Source organism: Neochlamydia sp. AcF84, from assembly GCF_011087585.1.
Classification (GTDB): Bacteria; Chlamydiota; Chlamydiia; order Chlamydiales; family Parachlamydiaceae; genus Neochlamydia.
This window is the reverse complement of record NZ_VJOT01000032.1, coordinates 1-3,865: the sequence shown is the minus strand read 5'-3', so window position 1 is coordinate 3,865 and position 3,865 is coordinate 1. Positions and strand designations below refer to the sequence as shown.

The window sequence follows — 3,865 nt, the reverse complement described above, 5'->3', positions numbered from 1 at the left end:
TTCCTTATAAAGAGAAGGCATCACTTCAGAAGCCAGCAGATGATGCCATCTTTTACAGACGCTAAATAAGGAAGGAGCTGCGCACGCCTCTAAGATAGGGAGCAGCAGCTCATTGGGCAAGCTTCCAATAGAGGCCGAAGAGATAAGATACATTTTATTTCCCGGGGTAGTAATGACTTCTCAGCATTATTATTTTTTAAAGGCAATATAAAAAAGTTAAAAAAGCAAGTCAAAACAATTCGTATCCTTATTAAGAAAGACAACTCACAGATAATTTACTATGCTTTTATTTCAGATAGATTAAAGGAAAGGGGGGACCTTCCAAGCACTCAGGAGTAGCCCCAGGTTTTGGAGATTAAGTGACACGGCAATTTTGATTTGGCCAAAAGAATGCCATTGATTCTTTGCCTTATTTGAGAAAAACGGCTTTTTTGGCGCAATGTCTTAATTCTTCTATCGAATGCTGGAATACATACGCCTAGCTTCTCCCTGTTGTCAAGCGACATGACAAATTGACCCCCTGGCGACATGAACTTTTGACCCCCACCTCTGGCCGGCGACACCAACAATTGACCCCCAGCCATAGCAAAATTTGACCCCCTCCTCCTAGTTTTATTTTTTCTCGTTCGTTGACTTGCCACGTTTTACAAGTCCCGAACGCATTTTTTCGCGCAGTCTATAACTTTCTCCACGAATGGTAATCACCTGACTGTGATGAAGAAGACGATCTAATATTGCTGTTGCTACTACACTATCTCCAAAAACTGTGCCCCATTCTCCTACCGATCGATTGCTTGTGATGAGCATGCTGCCTTTTTCATAACGCCTGGAAACAAGCTGAAAAAACAAATGAGCTGCATCGGTTTCAAAAGGCAAATAGCCAAGTTCATCAACAATTAAGAGCTTAGGCTTGCTTACCTGACATAACTCTTCTTCTAATTGCCCTTTTTTATGAGCATTCGAAGGCCGAGTAAGAAGAGCCGTTGCTGAAATGAATAATGTTGAATAACCCTTAAGAATAGCCTCTCTGCCTAATGCAATAGCAAGATGGGTTTTCCCCACACCTGGAGGCCCCAAAAACAACACCGCTTCCCCATGGGCAATCCAACGACAAGCTGAAAGTTCTTTGATTTGCCTACTATCCAGGTTTGGCTGGCTCTCAAATTCAAAATTCTCTAATGTCCTAACACAGGGAAATTTTGCAATCTTTATCGCCATTTTAATCCGTTGTTCCTCTTTACAGGATAATTCATGTTCAACAAGCAATTGTAAACTTTCTCTGAGTGTCAATTTTTGCTCAATAGCTTGATCGAGCAAATAATCTAAGCTATCTCTGATCGCTAAAAGCTTTAGCCGAGCCAGCATGGAATCAAGCCTGTTTTGTTCTATTATCATGACCAGCTACCTCCTACTAACCTTTCGTACTCCGCAAGAGGCCTAGATAACTCCGCATCCATAAAATTTAAATTTTCTACATACTTAATCTCTTCATGCTCTTTTGGCCGAAAGGTTCCTACAATTCCTTTAAGATGCTCGGGATTAAGAATATTTTGATATTTTCCTTTGCATTCTACATGACGAGCAATTTCAGTTTGCTTATAGAAGATGCGAACCTCATTTTCTATTAGCTGAACAAAGACCCGTTCCTTAATTATCTTCCAAGGAACACTATATCTATTCGTATCGATCTCTACACAAGCATCTTTATGAACGATTCGGTCAAGTTCTCGAATCTGCAGGAAGGGTGGTTTTCCCTTTAAAGGGCGAAGAGCATCTTTTTCCATCTCTTCAAACACTTCCAAGGGTACTTTACGCGTAGTACCGTGGAGCCTTTGATCAGAAATATTGTGCATCCAATGCTCTAAATGACTTTCGAAAGATTCCCAGCTAGCAAACTTGTGCCCTGCGATAGCATTGCGTTTAACATACCCTATAGCTCTTTCATCCTTACCCTTTGTTCTGGCACGATAAGGAGCGCAGGCTTTAGGACAAAATTTCCAGTAATTTGCAAAAGCAGTAAAACGCTCATTAAATTGGACTTCTCTAGTAAGTGCATGATGTTTAATTATTAAACTTTTAGCATTGTCTACAAGCACCTCTTCGGTAGTACCGCCAAAATAGAAAAAGGCTTCCTCTATTCCTTATAAACCAAGACGATTGTTGTTGGTGTAAAAAAGGCTTAACGTAAATTCTTCTTGAAAAACCAAGGGTGGCAACAAACAAAAAAACCTGAGTAAGTTTATCTTGAATGTATAGGCGAGTGGAACCAAAATCAATCTGAAGTTGTTTTCCTGGTGGTGTTTCAAATCTTAGGGTGGCTTGAGCTTTTACCTGTAGCTCATCTCTAAAAGGTTTTACCGCTCGTTCAATAGTGCGAAGAGAAATATAGCGAGAATGGTTTTTTAGAAGTTCTTGCCGAACCACGTCTGCATTTCCTCTATGTATAAAAAAGTATTCCTTTATTCGATCTTCAAGTCCAGCGGTAACTTTTTTTCGTTTTGGACTTTTATAAGGAACCCAGCCTTTTTGTTTCAGATATTTTTTCACAGTGTTTTTACTGATGCCAAGTTCCTTAGCAATACGTTTGTGGCCCCATCCCAGTGTATGCAAAGTTAGCATACGCTCCACATCTTCTTGTTGTTTCATAAGTTCCCCTTGAGGATTTAAATTATCCGGGGAACAATTGTATTCTTGCATAGTTTTTACATTCTCCAATTTTAGTGGAGGAGGGGGTCAAATTTTGCTATGGCTGGGGGTCAATTGTTGGTGTCGCCGGCCAGGGGTGGGGGTCAAAAGTTCATGTCGCCAGGGGGGCAATTTATCATGTCGCTTGACACCTGTCAAGAAAGGTTGTTCTCCCAACCTAGTAATCTGCAGAAAAAGAGAAAAGCTTTTTGTCGTTATAAATCTGTAGGTTAGCTTAAGCTTACTTAGTTGCCGGAAGAACAGCGGATGACTTGTTTAAAGATAAGATGGGTAAAAGTTTTTTTATTTTAGCCCTCCCCAAATTAAAAAATACTTACAACCATTCTACAATGGAAAACGCTGCCTTATTTTTTCTGCAATATCTTTCAAAGGATTTTCCGCTAATTCAAGTTTGGTAAGCTGAGACAGCTGCCCGATTTCTCCAGGAAGGCTGGTGAGCTGGTTTTGATTTAAGTCAAGGCATTCCAGCTCAGACAACTGCCCGATTTCTCCAGGAAGGCTGGTGAGCTGGTTTTGATTTAAGTCAAGGCATTCCAGCTCAGACAACTGCCCAATTTCTGCAGGCAGACTGGTGAGCTGGTTTTGATTTAAGTAGAGCAATTGCAGCTGAGACAGCCCCCCGATTTCTGCAGGCAGACTGGTGAGCTGGTTTTGAGTTAAGTCAAGCACTTGTAGTTGAGACAATTGCCCGATTTCTGCAGGCAGACTGGTGAGCTGATTTTGAATTAATTCAAGCGTTTGCAGCTCGGACAGCTGCCCGATTTCTCTAGGAAGGCTGGTAAGCTGGTTTAGATTTAAGTCAAGCCATTGCAGCTGAGACAGTTGCCCGATTTCTTCTGGAAGGCTGGTGAGCTGGTTTAGATTTAAGTAAAGCTTTTGCAGTCGAGACAACTGCTCGATTGTTTCAGGCAGACTGGTGAGCTGGTTTTGATTTAAGTAAAGGTTTTGCAGCTGAGACAATTGCCCGATTTCTGCAGGCAGACCGGTAAGCTGGTTTTGATTTAATTCAAGCCCTTGCAGCTGAGACAGTTGCCCGATTTCTCCAGGAAGGCTAGTGAGCTGGTTTTGATTTAAGTAAAGCGTTTGCAGCTGAGACAATTGCCCGATTTCTGCAGGCAGGTTGGTGAGCTGGTTTTGATCTAATTCAAGCCATAGCAAC

At 41.6% G+C, this 3,865-nt stretch carries 5 protein-coding genes; all 5 read right to left on the bottom strand.

What is annotated here, in order from left to right:
* Nucleotides 1-329 precede the first annotated feature (329 nt).
* Entirely contained in the window at nt 330-584 is a 255-nt protein-coding gene (locus tag NEOC84_RS02955; protein WP_166155156.1) for a hypothetical protein, read from the bottom strand.
* 28 nt (nt 585-612) lie between these two features.
* Nucleotides 613-1,395: an IS21-like element helper ATPase IstB gene (istB, locus tag NEOC84_RS02950; RefSeq protein ID WP_207391780.1), complete on the bottom strand. Its 783-nt coding sequence runs from the start codon at nt 1,393-1,395 to the stop codon at nt 613-615.
* Complete coding sequence (locus tag NEOC84_RS09725) at nt 1,392-2,096, bottom strand: hypothetical protein (RefSeq protein WP_242678174.1); 705 nt, start codon at nt 2,094-2,096, stop codon at nt 1,392-1,394. The genes istB and NEOC84_RS09725 overlap by 4 nt, the downstream gene beginning before the upstream one ends.
* The gene (locus NEOC84_RS09720) at nt 2,077-2,646 is read right to left on the bottom strand and encodes a helix-turn-helix domain-containing protein (protein WP_207391779.1); all 570 of its coding nucleotides are present in this window, start codon (nt 2,644-2,646) and stop codon (nt 2,077-2,079) included. The genes NEOC84_RS09725 and NEOC84_RS09720 overlap by 20 nt, the downstream gene beginning before the upstream one ends.
* Nucleotides 2,647-3,030: 384 nt before the next feature.
* Nucleotides 3,031-3,865: leucine-rich repeat domain-containing protein (locus NEOC84_RS02940; protein ID WP_166155154.1), on the bottom strand; the 835-nt coding region annotated here is incomplete at its 5' end.